Origin of the sequence: Bacillus sp. LNXM65 (genome assembly GCF_002998575.1) — a bacterium.
Taxonomy (GTDB): Bacteria; Bacillota; Bacilli; order Bacillales; family Bacillaceae; genus Bacillus.
This window is the reverse complement of sequence record NZ_PVRB01000007.1, coordinates 93,703-109,932: the sequence shown is the minus strand read 5'-3', so window position 1 is coordinate 109,932 and position 16,230 is coordinate 93,703. Positions and strand designations below refer to the sequence as shown.

Genomic DNA, 16,230 nt, shown 5'->3' with positions numbered 1-16,230 from the left:
ATAGAGCACATCAAAAGTTGATCTAATCTTTCTAATTTGTATAATTAACTTAAAGTGAATTAATTTGGAGGAAAAAGGATAATGAAAATCATTGTGATCGGAGCAGGACCAGGGGGACTTGCGGTAGCTATGATGCTTCAAAGCAAAGGACATGATGTTCAGGTATACGAAAAACAGCCCTAAGGCCGCACAATGAATTTGATGAATTGGACCATTGCTGGCTCGTAGGAGGAGGGACGCACCCAGGAAGCGGGCTGCCGACCATTTTAGAATCAGCACGTATCACGACAAATGCGATTCTTTCAAAAGAGAAACATACGCACAAAACATTGCCGCACCAAGAAAAGGGGAGCGCCTCATGAAAAAACATATATTGATTGCAGGTGGCGGGATTGGCGGGATAATCTCAGCACTTTATTTTAAAAAAAGCTGGACATGATGTCACGCTTGTCGAAAAAAATGAGCGACTTGGCGGAAGACTTGCTTTTGTACGTGAGAAAGGATATAAAGTAGATGAAGACCCGACCATTGTCCTACTTCCTGATATGTTAAAAGGTATTTTACATGAGGTTGGAATGGACGAAGCGTCTCTTGATCTTTTGCAGCTTGATCCGCTGTATACGATTCAATATCAAGATGGAACCTTCTACACGAAGTACTCTGATGCATTTCGTCAGCTAGAGGAAATCAGACGTGTATTTCCAAAGGAAGATCAAGGATTTCTAAGGTTTATGGAAGAAATGACAGACCGGTTTCAAGAAGGGCAGCAAGCCTTTCTAGAGAAATCATTTCATGAAAAGTGTACATTTTTTACAAAAGCAAACATGAAGATTTTAATGAAATGAAAGGCGTATCGCACGGTTCAAAGTGCTCTGAAAATGTATTTCTCAGACGAACGTCTGCGAGATGCATACGCACTGCAAACCCTCTATGTCGGAGGGAACCCGTATGAAGCATCTGCTATTTATTCGCTCGTTTCATATAGTGAGCACGCACATGGAATCTACTATTTAAAAGGCGGCTATGCGAGCTTAGTAGATATACTAGAGAGGCAGCTCATAAAAATGGGTGTGCATATAAGAAAAAATGAAGAAGTCACGGAGCTAGAGTTTGAGGGAAAGCGCGTGGTTACAGCAAAAGTCAGTGACGACCGTATAGCAGCTGATGCATTTGTGATCAACGGAGATTATCCAGCTGCGTTAAAACAGCTTGGTTTAGACGAACAAGATCGGCGTAAATACGTGCCGTCTTCTGGCTGTGTGATAATGTATCTCGGGTTAAACAAGGTGTACCATGATGCGCCTGTTCACCAATTTTTTATGGGCGAACACTTTGATCAGCATATGAAAGAGGTTTTTCAAACGAAGACGATCCCTCAAGATCCGTCGTTTTATACGTTTAATCCATCGATTATTGATCCATCTCTTGCCCCGGAAGGCTGTAGTGTTTTATATATGCTGATTCCCGTTCCCTCAGGAGATCATATCAACTGGGAAGAGGAGACGGATTTTGTAGAGAAAATGGTCGATCGTCTTGAGAAAAGAGGCTTTCCAAGATTGCGAGAGTCGATTGTCTGGAAAAAAATCAGAACACCAAATGATTCCTTGCGAGAAGGATTGTTTGAAGGCGGCAGCTTTGGACTTGCGCCTAACTTGTTTCAATCAGGTGTCTTCCGCCCGCAAGTGAAGGTAGCTGAGACGGGCAATCTTTATGCGGTAGGTGCTTCCATCCATCCTGGCGGCGGGGTGCCGATCGTGATGCAAAGTGCGAAGCTGATGGCTTCTGTGCTGTTAAAAGATTTGAATGACAGAAAGGAAGTGAAACTAAGTGGTTGATGTACAAACAGCATTGAAATTGTGTGAGGAGACCATTCAAACCCATTCCAAAACGTTTTACCGTGCCTTTTCCATGCTGCCTAAAAAGAAAAGACAGGCCGTCTGGGCTGTGTATTCCTTTTGCCGGAGAGCAGATGATATTGTAGATGAGTCCCCCTCACCAAAAGAGGAGCTTGCCTCCTTTCGAGAGACGTTTGATCGATTTTTACATGGTGAGGTAGATCGGAATGATCCGATGTGGGTAGCGCTAGAACATACATTTCAAGAGTTTCGTATGGATGAAGCCCCGTTCCGTGACTTGCTCCAAGGTCAGGAGATGGATTTAGAGCAGCACCGGTATGAAACGTTAGATGAACTGCTCATCTATTCCTACCATGTGGCTAGTACCGTTGGACTCATGCTGCTTCCCATTATTGCACCGCGTAAAAAAGAGCAGCTGAAAGAAGCAGCGATTTCATTAGGGATTGGCTTGCAGCTGACCAACATCCTTCGTGACATCGGCGAGGATAAGGCTGAAAGAGACCGCATTTATTTGCCAAAGCAAGTCATGGATCAATTCGGATATACAGAGCAAGAATTGCAAGAAGGCATTGTCAATCAAGCATTTCAGCACGTATGGGAGTACATTGCCTTTGAGGCAGAGGCATACTACGAGGAGTTTTTTGACCATCTTCATGAATTCCCGCTTTATTCACGTATACCAGTGAAAGCAGCTGCTCACTTTTATAAAGCCATTTTAGATAAAACAAGAGAAAATGAATACCGCGTGTTTACACAGCGATTATTTATTTCAAATCAGGAAAAAGCACTTACTTTAGAAGATATTACGTAAAAAAGGACTGCACCCGCAGTCCTTTTTATGTGGAAGAAAAGCGATACTCTGTCCATACCCTTGAACGCCACCGCCTATACATAAAGATGCCTCTTACCCATTCATCCACGATAAAAGAAATCCAAACTCCAATGAGACCCATCTCAAGCTGAATGCCTAAAAAGTAAGCGATCGGAAGCCCAATGCCCCACATTGAAATCATCGCCATATACACTGGAAACTTCGCGTCACCAGCAGCCCGCAAGGAATTAATAATGACCATATTAAAAGAACGGCCAGGTTCCAAAATAATTGTCAATAGGAGGAGTGTGGCGGCGATTTGAATGATCTCGCTGTTGCTAGTGAAGAAAGCAAGCAAATGCGTCGATGATAAAGATAAAGCAGTGGAAGAAAGAAGGGAGATGCCAATGGCCCAGTATAAGCTTTTCATGCATCTGTGATAGGCAGCATCGAATTCCTTCGCCCCAATATGGCGCCCGATTAAAATTTGTGTCCCTTGGCTAATGGCTGCACCAAATAGCATAATGAACATCATTAAATTTTGAGTATAGACCTTTGCTGCTAATGCCTGCGTCCCCATAAACGTAATAAACAGTGTAATGATCATTTGAGAGCCGTTATAAGAAAGCTGCTCTCCAGCAGAAGGAATCCCGATTTTCAGAAGCTTTTTTAAATGTGTCCGCTGGATGTGAAACATCTTCTTCAGTGAAAAGCGTAATCCAATTCGGCGGCGTACAATGAGGATCATTGCCATTAATCCGATCAACCGAGCAAGTGAGGTAGAAAAAGCGACCCCCATCACACCTAATACGGGGAAGCCAAACGGACCGAAAATGACCAGATAGTTACCGGCAACGTTTAGCAAGTTCATTCCGATGGTGACATACATCGTATCTCTTGTATATCCGTAGCTTTTTAAAATAGCACTATACGTCATAATGAGCGCTTGAATAAAAGAAAGCAGTCCGACAATTTGTAAAAATACCGCCGCATCCGGCATGAGCTCACTTGATAGGCCCATCAGGTGTAAAATGGGAACAGCTAATACAAACATGAGAAGACTAATGACAAAGCTAATCAAGAAGTTGGTTCCTAGTGAGACATAGGCGACTTGAGTCGCTTCCTGCCTGCGGCTAGCTCCTAAAAGCTGCGCAATCACAATCGTCGTTCCAGTTGTAATGAAACTGAACATGACAATCAATAAATTCAGGAGCTGGTTGCTTACACCAACTGCGGCAACACTATTATCGGAATATTGACTGAGCATGAGGGTATCCGCGCTTCCCATGAGCATATATAAAGAGATTTCAATAAAAATAGGCCAAGTTAATGCAAATAATGAAGGATGGGTTTTCTTACCCCTAGCTTGAACCTTTTGAATTGGCAGTGATTGAGGTTTCATCAATCAACCTCCTTTCGTATAAATCCGATTTATAGTGTACCTTGCATCGACTATAATAAGAAGAGATGAAACCGAAACTTATTGGAGAAATCCGACTTCATAAGGGGATGAATATGAATCGATTTATTACATTTACTGTACCGCCGTTCCCGGTTTATATTGCTTCAGGCAAAGGTGTATTTCATCAAGGAGAAAGACATATCTCTAGAACCTTCACTGTGTTTGATCTTCTTTATGTCACAAAGGGGGAACTATGGATCACAGAAGACAGAGAGGCTCATCACGTAAAAGAAGGAGAATATATCATTCTCTCACCTGGCTTGTCTCATGGGGGACACCTGCCATGCGAAGAAGAAACTCACTATGAGTGGCTGCATTTTTCAATTGATCCATTTGAGTTGACGAATCGGCTGAGAGAACACTGGTTTGATATGAAACAAAATCAAGCCACCTTTGAAAAGCCGGCAACATATGAATTTAGCCTGCCTCGTATAGGAAAAGTGAAAGGAAGAAATGTGTTCGAAAAACATCTTTCAGCAATGCGTGCACTAAATGATGACGCGTCTGAACTGCCGCTGAAAAAGCAGCTTCAGTTTGAGGAAATGCTCATTCATTTACAAAAAGAAGCATTTCATATTCCAAGTGCAAAGGAGAATGTCGCCTCAGAAGTGGTTCATTATCTTGAGCGTCACTTTATGAAGAAACTACAAATGGAAGAGCTTGCAGAGAAGCTGCATTATCATCCTGATTACATGACAAGGTGCATGCAGACGGTATATGGACTGACGCCAAACCAATACATCAATCGTCTCAAGGTCGAAAAAGCCAAAAGCATGCTTGCCTCAACGAATGATAAAATCGCAGCTATTGCTGATCACGTAGGCATTGACGACCCTACTTATTTTTCTAAACTGTTTCGGCAAAACGAAGGCATGACGCCTATCGAGTACCGTCATCTAGCAAAAAGAACGACAAAGTAAAGGAACGTGAACAGATGAAAAGGGAAAAGGAAGAGCATGTGAGCATACAAGCATTAAACGAAGCCGATTTAGAGATGGTATGGCATTTAAAATTCAAAGCACCAGATCAGTCCTATCGAAAGTGGAATGCCCCATATTTTTATGAACACGAAATCCCGCTTGCTGCATTTAAAAAACGATACTTACAGGACACATCCATTCCGCCAAAGCTATATGGCATTGAAATAGACGGCGAAATCAAAGGCACCGTGTCATATTATTGGGAGAATGAACGTACACGGTGGCTTGAATGCGGCATTCTCATTTATGACTCGCGCTTTTGGAGCGGTGGCGTTGGGACAAAGGCGTTAAGTCTATGGACTGATGAGTTATTTACACACATTGATATCCCTCGAATTGGTCTTACCACATGGTCGGGAAATGAACGGATGATGCGGTGCGCAGAGAAATGCGGATTTGTCCTTGAGGGGAGACTGCGAAAGGTCCGTTACTATCAAGGAGAATATTATGATTCGATGCGCTATGGGATGCTGAGAGAGGAATGGAAAAGCCTCCCGCGACATGCTACTTAACAATGATGAATCGTTTTAGGACAAAAGGATCGAATGTTTGAATAAACTGAAGAAGAAGGGGGGCTAAAAAGCATAATAGAGAACATGTAATTTACATAAGGAGGAGTTTGAACGTGAGAATTACGGGGTTATTCGTTTCACTTGCTGTTGCCATTTATTTATGGTTTGATGCGCCAAAGCATGATAAAGACAAATGGCTGTGGGCCATTTTAGGTGTCCTATTTAGTACCATCGTTCTCGGTATTTATTTGATCAAGACAGAGAGGAAGGGACTTGGCTGGACCATTCTCATTTTAACGATCTTGTTTTATCTCATGCTGCTCATCTCTGTTTTGATCGGTATCATTCTTTTTTATCAGGTGAGTCCTTCATGAAGAAGGGCTTTTTTCTTTTACCTTTTGCGCAGGCACACCTGCAATAACAATCTTCTCCTCGTGAAAAGAACGGTTTACAACAGCATTTGCTCCGATTGAAATATGATTTGCAATATAGATGTCCCCAAACAGCTTAGCACCAGGGCCAATCCATACATGATCCCCAATGGTTGGCACATCCTTTTCATGATGGTTCTGACCAATATTCACCCCTTGATGAATATCACAAAATGCCCCAATTTTTGCATGCTTGTTCACAATTAAGAGACCCGTATGATTGATTCTAAGGCCAGGGCCGAAGACACCAATCGGAATATCAAAGCCAAGCTGCATGCCTTTCTTTTTATGTAAATAGCGATAAAACCATTTGCGAAGTGTAGCGCCGCTATTAGAATAGTATTCATATTTTCGTAAAATCCTTTGATATTTCCATATATCATCCCCAAACCACTTAGGTCTTTTGCGCTTAATGGCTAATGCTTTCTTATCCTGTGCCAAGTAGTGGTGAAGATCGTGCTTCGTTAAAATCATCAGATCCCTCTCCATTCCCTTTTGTTTCAGAGAAATTATACCATTATAACCATTTATATCAATATAGATAGGCGTTTATTTCTTTCTTTTTCTACATCATTTTCATCCAGTTTCCTGTATAAAATAAGAGCTTCGTCATGAGTAGAACAAAAGAACCAGGAAGAATGATTTGTAATTTTTTTCTACATCATTCCGTCTCATCCGTTTGATCTCCTTATGGCAGTAGAGGTTTGTAAAAATTACACGAAAATACTCGCTAAAAAGAGAATATAGCATTCATATGCTTTTCGAATCATCTTTTTGAATACAATTGACTTTCATATCTCACATCCTCTAGGCTAGTAAATGAAAATGATAATCTTTATCAATTGGAGGAGTGTTTTATTATGTCCATCAAAACCGTTTCTAAAAATCAGCAATTTTTAGAGCAGCAAAGTCAAAGAGAATCTAATGCAAGGTCTTACCCGAGACGGTTCCCATTAGCCATGCAAAAAGCCGAGGGTATGATCGTGACAGATGCGGATGGCAGAGAGTTTTATGACTGCCTGGCAGGCGCAGGAACACTTGCACTTGGTCACAATCATCCAGTTGTGATAGAAGCTATTGAACGTATGCTTCATGAAAAAAGACCGTTGCATACGCTGGACATAACCTCAGAAATTAAAGAAGAATTTGTGAATGAAATCTTTTCTCACTTGCCAGAAGAGTTTGCAAAAAGAGCCAAAATTCAATTTTGTGGGCCAACTGGTGGTGACGCCATAGAAGCAGCTATTAAATTAGTCAAGACAGCGACAGGTAATCGTTCCATTCTTTCATTCCACGGTGCGTATCACGGTGCGACACATGGCACGATGTCATTAAGCGGGAATTTATCTCCAAAGGAAAGAGTGCAAGGGTTAATACCTGATGTTCATTTTATGCCTTACCCATATGAATATCGCTGCCCATTTGGAATTGGAGGGAAGGATTCGCACCGCATTTCAAGTTCGTATATTGAGCGCGTATTAAATGATCCTGAAAGTGGTATTCTTCCGCCAGCAGGTATGATCTTTGAAGCAGTGCAGGGCGAGGGAGGCTCCATTCCAGCATCTATTGAATGGATGAAGGAAATGAGAAGAATCACAAAAGAAAAAGGGATTCCGCTCATTATTGATGAGGTTCAATCAGGCATCGGCCGAACAGGTAAGATGTTTGCCTTTGAACATGCAGGAATTGTACCTGACGTCATTGTGCTGTCAAAAGCCATTGGTGGAAGCCTGCCGCTTTCAGTTGTGATTTATGATAAAGATTTAGATCAATGGAATCCAGGTGCACACATCGGGACATTTAGAGGGAATCAAATGGCGATGGCTGCAGGAACCGCTACGCTTAAATTTATAAAAGAAACCAACCTGCTTGATCATGTAGAACAGTTAGGAAATCGTATGCAGGCTCACCTAAAAGACATCCAAAAACAAGTACCTGCTCTCGGTGATGTTCGAGGAAGAGGTTTAATGATTGGCGTTGAAGTAGTCAATCCAAATGAGAAACAGGATGTGGACGGAAGCTATCCAGCGAATCCAGAGCTGGCCAGTCTTATTCAAAAGAATTGCTTCGATAAAGGCTTAATTGTGGAGACAGGAGGCCGTTTCGGAAGTGTGATTCGATTCCTGCCGCCACTCATTATGACAGAAGAACAGCTTGAAAAAGTCATCGCTATTTTTAAAGAGGCCGTGTACGATGCAATCAACTAAAGCTTCTGTGGATTCATTATTTATGAATCAAAGCCAGCTTGGAAGAGAGTCCTTCCAAGCGGCTCTTCATACATCTATCGACAGCTTACTGGAGCAATGGCAAAAAGACACAGGACCATACAGCGGAATATTGCCTGGGAAATTAGCGGCTAGTGTCGAATCGTTATTCCGATTTCAACCGTCTGGAGAATCAATTGAATCTGTCTTTCAAGATATAAAAGAACATCTTTTGCCGCATTTGATTGATGTATCGCATCCTAAATGCTTGGCACATCTGCATTGTCCGCCGCTCATTCCTGCACTTGCCGCAGAGGTGATGGTGAGTTCCTTTAACCAATCAATGGATTCCTTTGATCAAAGCGGTATTGCTTCTTTGGTTGAGGAGGAAATCCTCAAGTGGCTATGTGCAAAGTTTTCTTATGGCGGCTTAGCAGATGGGACATTTACAAGCGGTGGAACCCAATCTAACTATATGGGGCTGCTTCTGGCGAGAGATGCCTTTTGTGAAAACACATGGCAGTGGAATGTTCAGCAGAAAGGCTTACCAAGTGAAGCTCACCGCATGAGAATTCTTTGCTCTAAAAATGCTCATTTTACGGTGAAAAAATCTGCATCCCAGCTCGGTTTAGGGGAGCAGGCTGTTGTACTGGTCGAGACGGATGAGCATCACCGAATGGACCTCAATGATTTGAAAAAGAAGATGGTTGAATTAAAGGATCAGAACCTGCTTCCTTTTGCGGTAGTAGCGACTTGCGGGACAACTGATTTTGGAAGTATTGACTCGGTTCGAGATGTGTATGACATCGTCAAACCAGACGGTCTGTGGATTCACGCAGATGCTGCCTACGGCGGAGCACTTGTATTAAGCGAAACCTACCGAAGTAAATTAGCCGGTATGGAGCTTGCTGATTCAATCACGATCGACTTTCATAAGCAATTTTATCAGCCGATTTCTTGCGGGGCATTTTTGCTGAAGGATAAAAGACATTTTGGTTTGATCGATTATCATGCAGATTATCTTAATCCAAAGGAAGATGAACTAGATGGTATTCTACATCTCGTCAATAAATCTATCCAAACGACGCGCCGGTTTGATGCTCTGAAGTTACTTCTCTCTCTTCGTCTAATTGGAGAAGAAGGATTTGGTGACATCATTGATCATACCATTCATTTTGCGAAGGATGTGGCCGCGCTTATTGAGAGAAATGATCACCTTGAAGTAATCAATCCTGAGCCAGAAATCAATGCGATTGTGTTCCGATTTAAGGATGAGCACCGAACAGATGACATCAATAAAATCATTCATCGGACATTGTTCAAAACGGGAACTGCTGTCATTGCGAAAACAGTGGTTGATGGCCGAACATGCTTAAAATTCACTTTGTTAAATCCGAGAACGACAATCACACATATTGAGGAAATCCTTTCTGACATCGTTGATATCGGGATCGCTCATATTCAATCCGGGAGGGTACTACGTTGAGTCAATATAAACAAATGGCTGAAAATGCAACTATGCAAAGCTTTTTAAACTGTTTTTTACGCGAAACAGGAATCGATCGATCTGCAAAAAAAGAGACGAGAGCAGATGGCTCGCTTGTATTCATCGCAAAACTAGCAAAGCAAGATCTAGAGCTTGTGATTCCGATCCGATATGTTTCATCTGTTGGCCGCCATCTCTTTGATTTTCCGATTCGCTTCCGTCCGCAAGGCAGTGAACAAGAGGGCGCAATCGCCGATTACACGACACTTGTTGCTCTATGTTCAAAGGAGCTTCTCATTGAATATGGCCGCACAGATGCAGAGGATGAATTCATGCTTCGCATCATTTTAAGCTGCCGAAATATTGAACGATTCTTAAAGGAGCGAGAAAGTGATCGAGCAGCTCTTTCTGAAGCCGATTTTGAGTATATCGAGGCTGAGCAGTCACTTCTTCTTGGACATTTAACGCATCCCACTCCAAAAAGCAGACAAGGGATGACGGAGGAGGAAGAAGCGGTCTATTCTCCTGAGCTGAAAGGGGCTTTCCAGCTTCATTACTTTAAAGCGCACCATTCGATTGTGCTTCAGGATTCGTCTATTGCACAGTCTGCGGCAAGCCTCATGTTAGAAGAGCTCTTGCGCCAGGTACCAGAAGAAACAGAGAGACTGAATACGTTAACAGAAAACGGAGAATATGTGCTCATTCCGATTCACCCGTTGCAAGTCAAAGTGGTCATGGAGAAAGCGTTCGTCCAGCGTTATATAGAGGAAGGGAAACTGACTTATTTAGGACCGCTGGGGTCTGAATACACAGCGACCTCATCCTTTAGAACTGTCTATCAAAAAGATTCTGCTTACATGCTCAAATTCTCTGTTCCTGTGAAAATTACAAACTCCTTACGTGTCAATAAACAAAAGGAACTGGATCGCGGAGTTGAGATGTCTCGCATTTTAAAAACAGAATTAGGCATTTCTTTATACGATAAATTCTCTGGATTCCGGGTCATTGAAGATCCTGCCTATTTATCCATTCAAGGAGAAGAGGCGGAATCTGGCTTTGAAGTAGTCATTCGTCAAAATCCATTTTTGCATCGTGAAAAAGGGGCAAGCTTAATTGCTGGATTATGTCAGGATCATGCGTATGGTGGAAAATCGCGATTAGCAGGGATCATTCATGACCTTGCAGACGCAGAAGGCCGATCAACAGATGCTGTGAGCCAAGATTGGTTTAAGCAATATTTAACCATTTCGTTAGAACCGATGCTCTGGCTGTTTGAAACATATGGTCTTGCACTGGAAGCCCATCAGCAAAATGCTGTTGTGCAAATGAAGGCTGGTTACCCGGACACCTTCTATTATCGTGACAACCAAGGCTACTATTATAGTGAATCGAAAAAGGATAAACTCGCAAACCTTGTCCAAAACTTGAGCGTGAGAAGTGAAACCATTTGTGCAGATGATGTAGCCGTTGAGAGACTGCGTTATTATTTCTTCTTTAATCATTTATTTGGTCTCATTAACGGCTTTGGCACAGAAGGACTGGCAAAGGAAGAAGACTTGCTGGCACTCGTGAGAGACACATTGCTCGCTCATGAGGAAACATACGGGGCATCTGAACTGACAAACAGCCTTCTCCGCTCAAAGGAGCTGCCTTCAAAAGCGAATTTGCTGACACGGTTTGAAGATATGGATGAGCTGACAGGATCTCTGGAAACACAGTCTCGTTACACAGCTGTCTTGAATCCGCTCTTTTTACATAAGGAGGCGCTGATTGGATGAGGCATCGTATTAGGTTTATTCGCGCTGAATATGAAAGGGATGTCCGGCTTGTCCACAAGTGGATGCAAGAAGAGTATGTTCACCCATTTTGGCATTTGAATATTCCGTTTCCTGCTTTTGAAAAGCATTTTTATCAGGCGATTCATGATCCGCATCAAACTCTTTATTTAGGAACAATTGATGGGACGCCAATGAGTTATTTTGAGGCATACAACGTCAAAGGTGACGTCATTGAATCCTACTATCAGCCTTCTCCGCATGATCAAGGAATCCATCTATTAATAGGGGAGCCGGATTATGTGGGGAAAGGATTTGCGGCCCCGCTGCTTCAGGCAATGACAGCCTTTCAATTTGAGCAGAACAAACGAACAGAAAAAATCGTCGCTGAGCCGGATATTCGCAATGAAAAAATGATCCATGTATTTGAAAAATGCGGATTTGAACGTGTAAAACCAGTCAATTTACCCGATAAAACAGGTCTTTTGATGTTTTGTGATCGAGAACGATTCGAAAGGAAGTATAACCATGACGCGGTTCAACAAGCAAAATAATGTAGTGGATGTAATTGGAATCGGCATTGGTCCGTTTAACCTGGGACTGGCCGCATTATCTGAAGAGGTAAATGAAATCGACGCTTTGTTTTTTGAAAGAAGTGAAGCCTTTCATTGGCACCCAGGTATGCTCATTGAAGGGACGACACTGCAAGTCCCCTTTTTAGCGGACCTTGTCAGCATGGCAGATGTGAAAAACAAATATAGCTTTCTTAACTATTTGCAGGAGCAAAACCGTTTGTATTCATTTTACTTTCTAGAGGATTTTCATATCCCGCGCAAGGAATATAGTCATTATTGCCGCTGGGTCGCAGATCAGTTAGACTCTTGCCGATTTGGCATGAACGTCGAATCTGTCTCATTGATTGAGAAAGCAGGAGAAAAGCGATATGAAGTGCATGTCCGTCATGTGAATGATCAAACCGTAGAGGTATTTGAAAGTAAGCATCTCGTCTTAGGAATTGGTACACAGCCGGCGATACCAGCATCGCTCCAGCCAGCTTTAGGAGAGAAAGTTTTTCACTCTGCTGACTATTTAAAACGAAAGAAAGAAGGCTGTTTTAAAGGGAAATCTGTGACAGTTATCGGCTCTGGCCAAAGTGCGGCAGAAGTGTTTTATGATATTTTATCAGATGATGAGGCAAAGGATATTCACTGGTTCACACGCTCTAAAGGATTTTTCCCAATGGAATATTCAAACCTTGGTCTTGAATATTTCTCTCCAGATTATATTGATTTCTTTTATGAGCTTCCCCAAACAAAAAAGGATGCTTTGTTAAAGCAGCAAGACTTGCTGTATAAAGGCATCAGCTCTGCAATGATCCGTGATATTTACCATTTGCTTTATGAACGTTCTGCCTGCGGAGAGCAGTTGAACACAGTGCTTCAAGCAATGACAGAGGTCAACTTGATTGAGGAAACAGCGGACGGCTTGTCCCTTTCATGCATGCAATGGGTCAAAGAGGACACCTTTACCCATGAGACCGATATTGTTGTGCTGGCGACTGGCTATCAATCGGTACTGCCGCCGTTTATCAACCCAATTTCTCATCATATTCAATGGGACGATCAAGGACGATTCCAGGTCGAACGTGAATATCGTTTAAAAACAAATACAATGGGTGAAAATGATATTTTTGTGCAAAATGCTGAGCTTCATACACATGGGGTTGGCGCTCCGGATTTAGGGCTTGGCGCTTACCGAAACAGTGTAATTATCAATGAACTTGCTCGTCAAACCGTGTATCCACTTTATCAAAAGCACGTCTTCCAGACATTTGGTACACACAAGAACGTTAACACATTTGAAGAAATCAAAGGTTAAGGAGGATGAAGCGATGAGTGTACAAGATGAATTGAAAAAAGCGGTGAATCCTGCTGCTTGGAAAAAGGCAAACCAGCGAATGGTGGCAAAAATGCTGTCTGAATACATGTATGAGGACATGCTTCATCCCGTGCAGCTAGATCGTAAGGATGGCATCGCTCAGTATGAATTAATCATTCATGAACATAAGAAATATCGCTATCTCGCAAAACCTCGTTTGTTTGATAGTTTTGATACAATCGCTGAATCAATCGAGTGCTGTCAAGACGGAAAATGGTCAAAGGATGTCAGTGCGATTGTGTTTTTACTAGACATTCAGCCGCTCATTCCAATGTCTTCTGATACAACAGGCCATCTTATCAAAGAGCTTCATCATACCCTGTTAGCAGATGTACATTTGCTGTCGAAAAAAGCACTTCGTGCGGATGAACTGACAGATACAGATTACGCTTGGATTGAAGGAGAGATGACAGGCCATCCTTGGATTGTGTATAACAAAGGACGAATTGGGTTCAGTTACGATGACTACCTAGCCTATGCACCTGAAAGGCAAGAAAGTGTGCAGCTGTCTTGGATTGCTGTTCACCGGGACCTTGCGACATTCCATGCGGTCGATCATGAAAATTATGAGCAGGTGATCGCCAAAGAATTAGATGAAGTCACGATCCGTCAATTTCACCGCGTGTTAAAGGATGAAGGATTGAATGCAGCTGATTATTATTTGATGCCTGTTCATAAGTGGCAGTGGACGCATATGATTATTCAGCATTTCCCGGAAGATTTGGCCTTGCGCCGGATTGTGTATGTAGGAGAGGGACTGGATCAATATATCCCGCAGCAGTCCATCAGAACCTTTACAAACATCTCAAATAAAGGCAAGCATCATATTAAACTGCCAATGAGTATTTTAAATACACTCGTGTACCGGGGACTTCCGTCAGAACGGACAGTCATTGCCCCTCGTATTACAGCGCATATTAAAGGGATTGCGGATCAAGACTCATTTTTATCGGATGTCTGCCGCGTGATTTTACCTGGTGAGAACGCAAGTATCAATGTCGATCATCCTTACTACAGCAAACTGCCTGGTGCGCCGTATCAATATCTTGAGATGCTCGGTGTGATTTTTAGAGAAAGCATTTATACGTATTTAGATGAAGGAGAGAGCCCTGTTACACTTGCAGCACTCACTTATGAGGATCATGAAGGTGAGCCATATGTGAAACAGCTGATTGAAAAATCTGGTCTCTCAGCAAAGGAATGGATGGCGAAATTTTTCCATGTGGTGATGCCGCCGCTGCTGCACTTTATGTATCAATACGGCACCGTCTTTTCACCGCACGGACAAAATACGATTCTTGTGTTAAAAGATCATCAGCCGCATCGTTTGGCGATCAAAGATTTCGTTGATGATGTGAATATTAGTGATCAGCCGCTGCCTGAATTGGCTTCATTAGAAGAAGATTTAAAAGAAGTGCTGCGGAGTGAGCCGCCGGAAGGGTTAGTGCAGTTTATCTTTACAGGACTGTTTATTTGTAACCTGCGTTACGTATCAAATGTGTTAGACAATCATCAATTGTTAGATGAAACGACTCTTTGGCGCTTGCTTGCAGAAGAAATTCAGCATTATCAAAAACAATTCCCGCAGCTGAAGGACCGTTTTGAACTATTTGATCTATTCCAGCCGAAGCTGACAAAGCTGTGCTTAAATCGTAATCGAATGATTGATTATGGGTACGGAGATGGAGATGACCGCCCGCATGCGTCAGAGCATGGGAAGGTCAAAAATGCACTCGCTCATGTTCTTTCGTCCGCCTGTGAGAAGTAATAGAAAAGCTGTAGACATCAACTGTCTACAGCTTTTATTTTTTACGAAAATGCTTGAGAGGCAAGGAAATAAAGAAGTGCGGGATCGTTCTGTTTTTCTTTTCCGCGAATCATCATAAAATGCGCTTTGTTTGTTTTCGTAAAACCTGCTTCAACAAGTGTTGCGTGCAGGCGCTCAGCTGTTTCCTCCTGCATATCTAAACGAATCGCACCCGAATAAGACGAGATGAGCGAATGGATGAGCGAAAGAGCTGTAAGTTCATCAATTGCTGCAAGCGGTCCAATCATTAAATTGGCAGGCGTTTCAACGCCAAACGCAAAGCCAGTTGTTTCGTGATGTTCATTCTTTGCAATGATACGCCGTGCTGCCCGGTTCATCCGGTTTTTTAAAAAGCTTGTTCGATTTGTACCTGCGCCTTTTTCATCAAGTGCTTCAATGGACGGAAGGTGCGTTTCATCGGCAGGAGACAGGTGAATGTCATCTGACACACGAAGCGCCTCTGGGTTCGGTTTTTGCGCTTTGTAAGTATGAATGTAACCAGCCGTGTGAAACCCGATTTTTTCGTAAACAGGCCGCCCTTGGACAGTAGCAGTTAAAACGACAGGAATGCTTTGATCACTTTGACCTATCAGGGTGTCAATCATTTTCCGTGCAAGACCTAATCCGCGATGTGTCTCAGATACAATGACTGCCCCAATTGACGCCAATTGATCATATTGGAAAAGTCCCGCACATGAGATGACTTGTCCGTCCGTTGTTGAAAAACCTGTGAAATATCCATTTGTTAAAAGAGATGTGAGTTCTTCCGCATTGTAATCAGGCCATTCTACCTCTTTAGACAATGCGATGAGATCTGGTATGTCATCAATTGTTAATGCTCGTTGAACAACGTTTGTCATGACACGCAACTCCTTCTTAGCTGAATTCATTTATATGTATCGTACCATAAGAAGCATAGTGTAAAAATTGGTGTTTACAATCAAAAAAGAACCTCCAATTCCGGAGGT

Annotated in this window: 14 protein-coding genes and 2 pseudogenes; 13 read left to right on the top strand and 3 right to left on the bottom strand. The window is 42.6% G+C overall.

All coding sequences use genetic code 11. The features are described from left to right. The first annotated feature begins 81 nt into the window (after positions 1 to 81). The 4 genes and pseudogenes from C6Y03_RS14570 to C6Y03_RS14555 all read left to right on the top strand — a co-directional run bounded on the left by C6Y03_RS14570 (position 82) and on the right by C6Y03_RS14555 (position 2,667). Complete coding sequence (locus C6Y03_RS14570; protein ID WP_106039540.1) at positions 82 to 183, top strand: NAD(P)-binding protein; 102 nt, start codon at positions 82 to 84, stop codon at positions 181 to 183. After that, positions 180 to 362, top strand: a pseudogene (locus C6Y03_RS14565) (phytoene desaturase); the annotation flags it as partial. The gene C6Y03_RS14570 and the pseudogene C6Y03_RS14565, both read left to right, overlap by 4 nt. Beyond that, positions 359 to 1,835: pseudogene (locus tag C6Y03_RS14560) on the top strand (phytoene desaturase family protein). The pseudogenes C6Y03_RS14565 and C6Y03_RS14560, both read left to right, overlap by 4 nt. Further along, positions 1,828 to 2,667 (top strand): phytoene/squalene synthase family protein, encoded by an 840-nt coding sequence (locus C6Y03_RS14555; RefSeq protein ID WP_106031484.1) that lies wholly within the window; start codon positions 1,828 to 1,830, stop codon positions 2,665 to 2,667. The pseudogene C6Y03_RS14560 and the gene C6Y03_RS14555 overlap by 8 nt, the downstream one beginning before the upstream one ends. A gap of 25 nt (positions 2,668 to 2,692) precedes the next feature. Here the strand turns inward: C6Y03_RS14555 and C6Y03_RS14550 are convergent, their stop codons facing one another. Further along, a complete protein-coding gene (locus C6Y03_RS14550; RefSeq protein WP_060595966.1) occupies positions 2,693 to 4,069 on the bottom strand; it encodes an MATE family efflux transporter in 1,377 nt (458 codons plus the stop codon). A 113-nt stretch (positions 4,070 to 4,182) separates the two neighbouring features. On the opposite strand from C6Y03_RS14550, the gene C6Y03_RS14545 reads away from it, so the two are divergent. From C6Y03_RS14545 to C6Y03_RS14535, 3 genes are all read left to right on the top strand, one after another. Next, positions 4,183 to 5,049 (top strand): AraC family transcriptional regulator, encoded by an 867-nt coding sequence (locus C6Y03_RS14545; RefSeq protein WP_060595967.1) that lies wholly within the window; start codon positions 4,183 to 4,185, stop codon positions 5,047 to 5,049. Positions 5,050 to 5,063: 14 nt separating this feature from the next. Further along, on the top strand, positions 5,064 to 5,621 hold the full coding sequence (locus tag C6Y03_RS14540) for a GNAT family N-acetyltransferase (protein ID WP_106031485.1): 558 nt from the start codon (positions 5,064 to 5,066) through the stop codon (positions 5,619 to 5,621). Positions 5,622 to 5,734: 113 nt separating this feature from the next. Continuing rightward, the gene (locus C6Y03_RS14535; RefSeq protein WP_081311424.1) at positions 5,735 to 5,995 is read left to right on the top strand and encodes a hypothetical protein; all 261 of its coding nucleotides are present in this window, start codon (positions 5,735 to 5,737) and stop codon (positions 5,993 to 5,995) included. On the opposite strand, the gene C6Y03_RS14530 is transcribed toward C6Y03_RS14535, so the two are convergent. After that, on the bottom strand, positions 5,990 to 6,526 hold the full coding sequence (locus C6Y03_RS14530) for a serine O-acetyltransferase (protein WP_034663405.1): 537 nt from the start codon (positions 6,524 to 6,526) through the stop codon (positions 5,990 to 5,992). The two genes, C6Y03_RS14535 and C6Y03_RS14530, sit on opposite strands and share 6 nt — an antisense overlap. A gap of 386 nt (positions 6,527 to 6,912) precedes the next feature. Between C6Y03_RS14530 and C6Y03_RS14525 the strand changes: the two genes are divergently transcribed. Genes C6Y03_RS14525 through C6Y03_RS14500 form a run of 6 tightly spaced genes read left to right on the top strand, consistent with a single transcriptional unit; the run spans position 6,913 to position 15,223 of the window. Further along, complete coding sequence (locus tag C6Y03_RS14525) at positions 6,913 to 8,259, top strand: aspartate aminotransferase family protein (protein WP_034663402.1); 1,347 nt, start codon at positions 6,913 to 6,915, stop codon at positions 8,257 to 8,259. Continuing rightward, a complete protein-coding gene (locus C6Y03_RS14520) occupies positions 8,246 to 9,742 on the top strand; it encodes a pyridoxal phosphate-dependent decarboxylase family protein (RefSeq protein WP_106039539.1) in 1,497 nt (498 codons plus the stop codon). Before C6Y03_RS14525 ends, C6Y03_RS14520 begins: the two co-directional genes overlap by 14 nt. Then, positions 9,739 to 11,520: an IucA/IucC family protein gene (locus tag C6Y03_RS14515; protein ID WP_106031487.1), complete on the top strand. Its 1,782-nt coding sequence runs from the start codon at positions 9,739 to 9,741 to the stop codon at positions 11,518 to 11,520. Before C6Y03_RS14520 ends, C6Y03_RS14515 begins: the two co-directional genes overlap by 4 nt. Beyond that, positions 11,517 to 12,071 (top strand): GNAT family N-acetyltransferase, encoded by a 555-nt coding sequence (locus C6Y03_RS14510; RefSeq protein ID WP_060595973.1) that lies wholly within the window; start codon positions 11,517 to 11,519, stop codon positions 12,069 to 12,071. Before C6Y03_RS14515 ends, C6Y03_RS14510 begins: the two co-directional genes overlap by 4 nt. Then, positions 12,046 to 13,395 (top strand): lysine N(6)-hydroxylase/L-ornithine N(5)-oxygenase family protein, encoded by a 1,350-nt coding sequence (locus tag C6Y03_RS14505; RefSeq protein WP_060595974.1) that lies wholly within the window; start codon positions 12,046 to 12,048, stop codon positions 13,393 to 13,395. The genes C6Y03_RS14510 and C6Y03_RS14505 overlap by 26 nt, the downstream gene beginning before the upstream one ends. 13 nt (positions 13,396 to 13,408) lie before the next feature. Continuing rightward, positions 13,409 to 15,223: an IucA/IucC family protein gene (locus tag C6Y03_RS14500; protein WP_106039538.1), complete on the top strand. Its 1,815-nt coding sequence runs from the start codon at positions 13,409 to 13,411 to the stop codon at positions 15,221 to 15,223. Positions 15,224 to 15,264: 41 nt separating this feature from the next. Here the strand turns inward: C6Y03_RS14500 and C6Y03_RS14495 are convergent, their stop codons facing one another. Further along, complete coding sequence (locus tag C6Y03_RS14495) at positions 15,265 to 16,122, bottom strand: GNAT family N-acetyltransferase (protein WP_106039537.1); 858 nt, start codon at positions 16,120 to 16,122, stop codon at positions 15,265 to 15,267. Between the last annotated feature and the right edge of the window lie 108 nt (positions 16,123 to 16,230).

Coding starts and splice junctions, on each gene's coding strand:
- C6Y03_RS14570 (WP_106039540.1), top strand. CDS start 82: ATGAAAATCATTGTGATCGGAGCAGGACCAGGGGGACTTGCGGTAGCT.
- C6Y03_RS14500 (WP_106039538.1), top strand. CDS start 13,409: ATGAGTGTACAAGATGAATTGAAAAAAGCGGTGAATCCTGCTGCTTGG.
- C6Y03_RS14550 (WP_060595966.1), bottom strand. CDS start 4,069: ATGAAACCTCAATCACTGCCAATTCAAAAGGTTCAAGCTAGGGGTAAG.
- C6Y03_RS14510 (WP_060595973.1), top strand. CDS start 11,517: ATGAGGCATCGTATTAGGTTTATTCGCGCTGAATATGAAAGGGATGTC.
- C6Y03_RS14520 (WP_106039539.1), top strand. CDS start 8,246: ATGCAATCAACTAAAGCTTCTGTGGATTCATTATTTATGAATCAAAGC.
- C6Y03_RS14495 (WP_106039537.1), bottom strand. CDS start 16,122: ATGACAAACGTTGTTCAACGAGCATTAACAATTGATGACATACCAGAT.
- C6Y03_RS14545 (WP_060595967.1), top strand. CDS start 4,183: ATGAATCGATTTATTACATTTACTGTACCGCCGTTCCCGGTTTATATT.
- C6Y03_RS14505 (WP_060595974.1), top strand. CDS start 12,046: ATGACGCGGTTCAACAAGCAAAATAATGTAGTGGATGTAATTGGAATC.
- C6Y03_RS14540 (WP_106031485.1), top strand. CDS start 5,064: ATGAAAAGGGAAAAGGAAGAGCATGTGAGCATACAAGCATTAAACGAA.
- C6Y03_RS14525 (WP_034663402.1), top strand. CDS start 6,913: ATGTCCATCAAAACCGTTTCTAAAAATCAGCAATTTTTAGAGCAGCAA.
- C6Y03_RS14530 (WP_034663405.1), bottom strand. CDS start 6,526: ATGATTTTAACGAAGCACGATCTTCACCACTACTTGGCACAGGATAAG.